This window comes from Planotetraspora silvatica, assembly GCF_016863315.1.
Lineage (GTDB): Bacteria > Actinomycetota > Actinomycetes > Streptosporangiales > Streptosporangiaceae > Planotetraspora > Planotetraspora silvatica.
Map to the genome: position 1 here is coordinate 1 of NZ_BOOQ01000106.1, position 791 is coordinate 791.

The following is a 791-nucleotide window of genomic DNA, read 5'->3' on the forward strand; positions in this document are numbered from 1 at the left end:
CCATGTCGCCGCCGCCGGGCATGGCGGGAGCGGCAGGGTTCTTCTCGGGCTTCTCGGCGATGACGGCCTCGGTCGTGAGGAACAGGGCCGCGATGGAGGCGGCGTTCTGCAGCGCGGAGCGCGTCACCTTGGCCGGGTCGATGATGCCCGACTCGAACATGTTGACGTACTCACCGGTGGCGGCGTTGAGGCCCTCACCCGCGGGCAGGTTGCGAACCTTCTCCACCACGACGCCGCCCTCGAGGCCGGCGTTCACGGCGATCTGCTTCAGCGGCTCCTCGAGCGCCTTGCGGACGATCGCGGCACCGGTGGCCTCGTCGCCGTTGACCTCGAGCTTGTCGAACGCGTTGGCGCCGGCCTGCAGCAGGGCCACGCCACCACCGGGGACGATGCCCTCCTCGACGGCCGCCTTCGCGTTGCGGACGGCGTCCTCGATGCGGTGCTTGCGCTCCTTGAGCTCGACCTCGGTCGCCGCGCCGGCCTTGATGACGGCCACGCCGCCGGCCAGCTTGGCCAGACGCTCCTGGAGCTTCTCACGGTCGTAGTCGGAGTCGGTGCTCTCGATCTCGGCGCGGATCTGGTTGACCCGGCCCGCGATCTGCTCGGCGTCACCGGCGCCGTCGACGATGGTGGTCTCGTCCTTGGTCACCACGACCTTGCGGGCACGGCCCAGCAGGTCGAGCGACGCGTTCTCCAGCTTGAGACCCAGCTCCTCGCTGATGACCTGGCCACCGGCCAGCGTCGCGATGTCACCGAGCATGGCCTTACGGCGGTCACCGAAGCCGGGAGCC

1 protein-coding gene is annotated in these 791 nt (G+C 70.0%); it reads right to left on the bottom strand.

Going from position 1 to position 791, the window contains the following annotated elements:
* Positions 1-791, bottom strand: a 791-nt coding sequence (gene groEL / locus Psi02_RS39795) for a chaperonin GroEL (RefSeq protein ID WP_203981095.1), incomplete at both ends; no start/stop codon positions are given.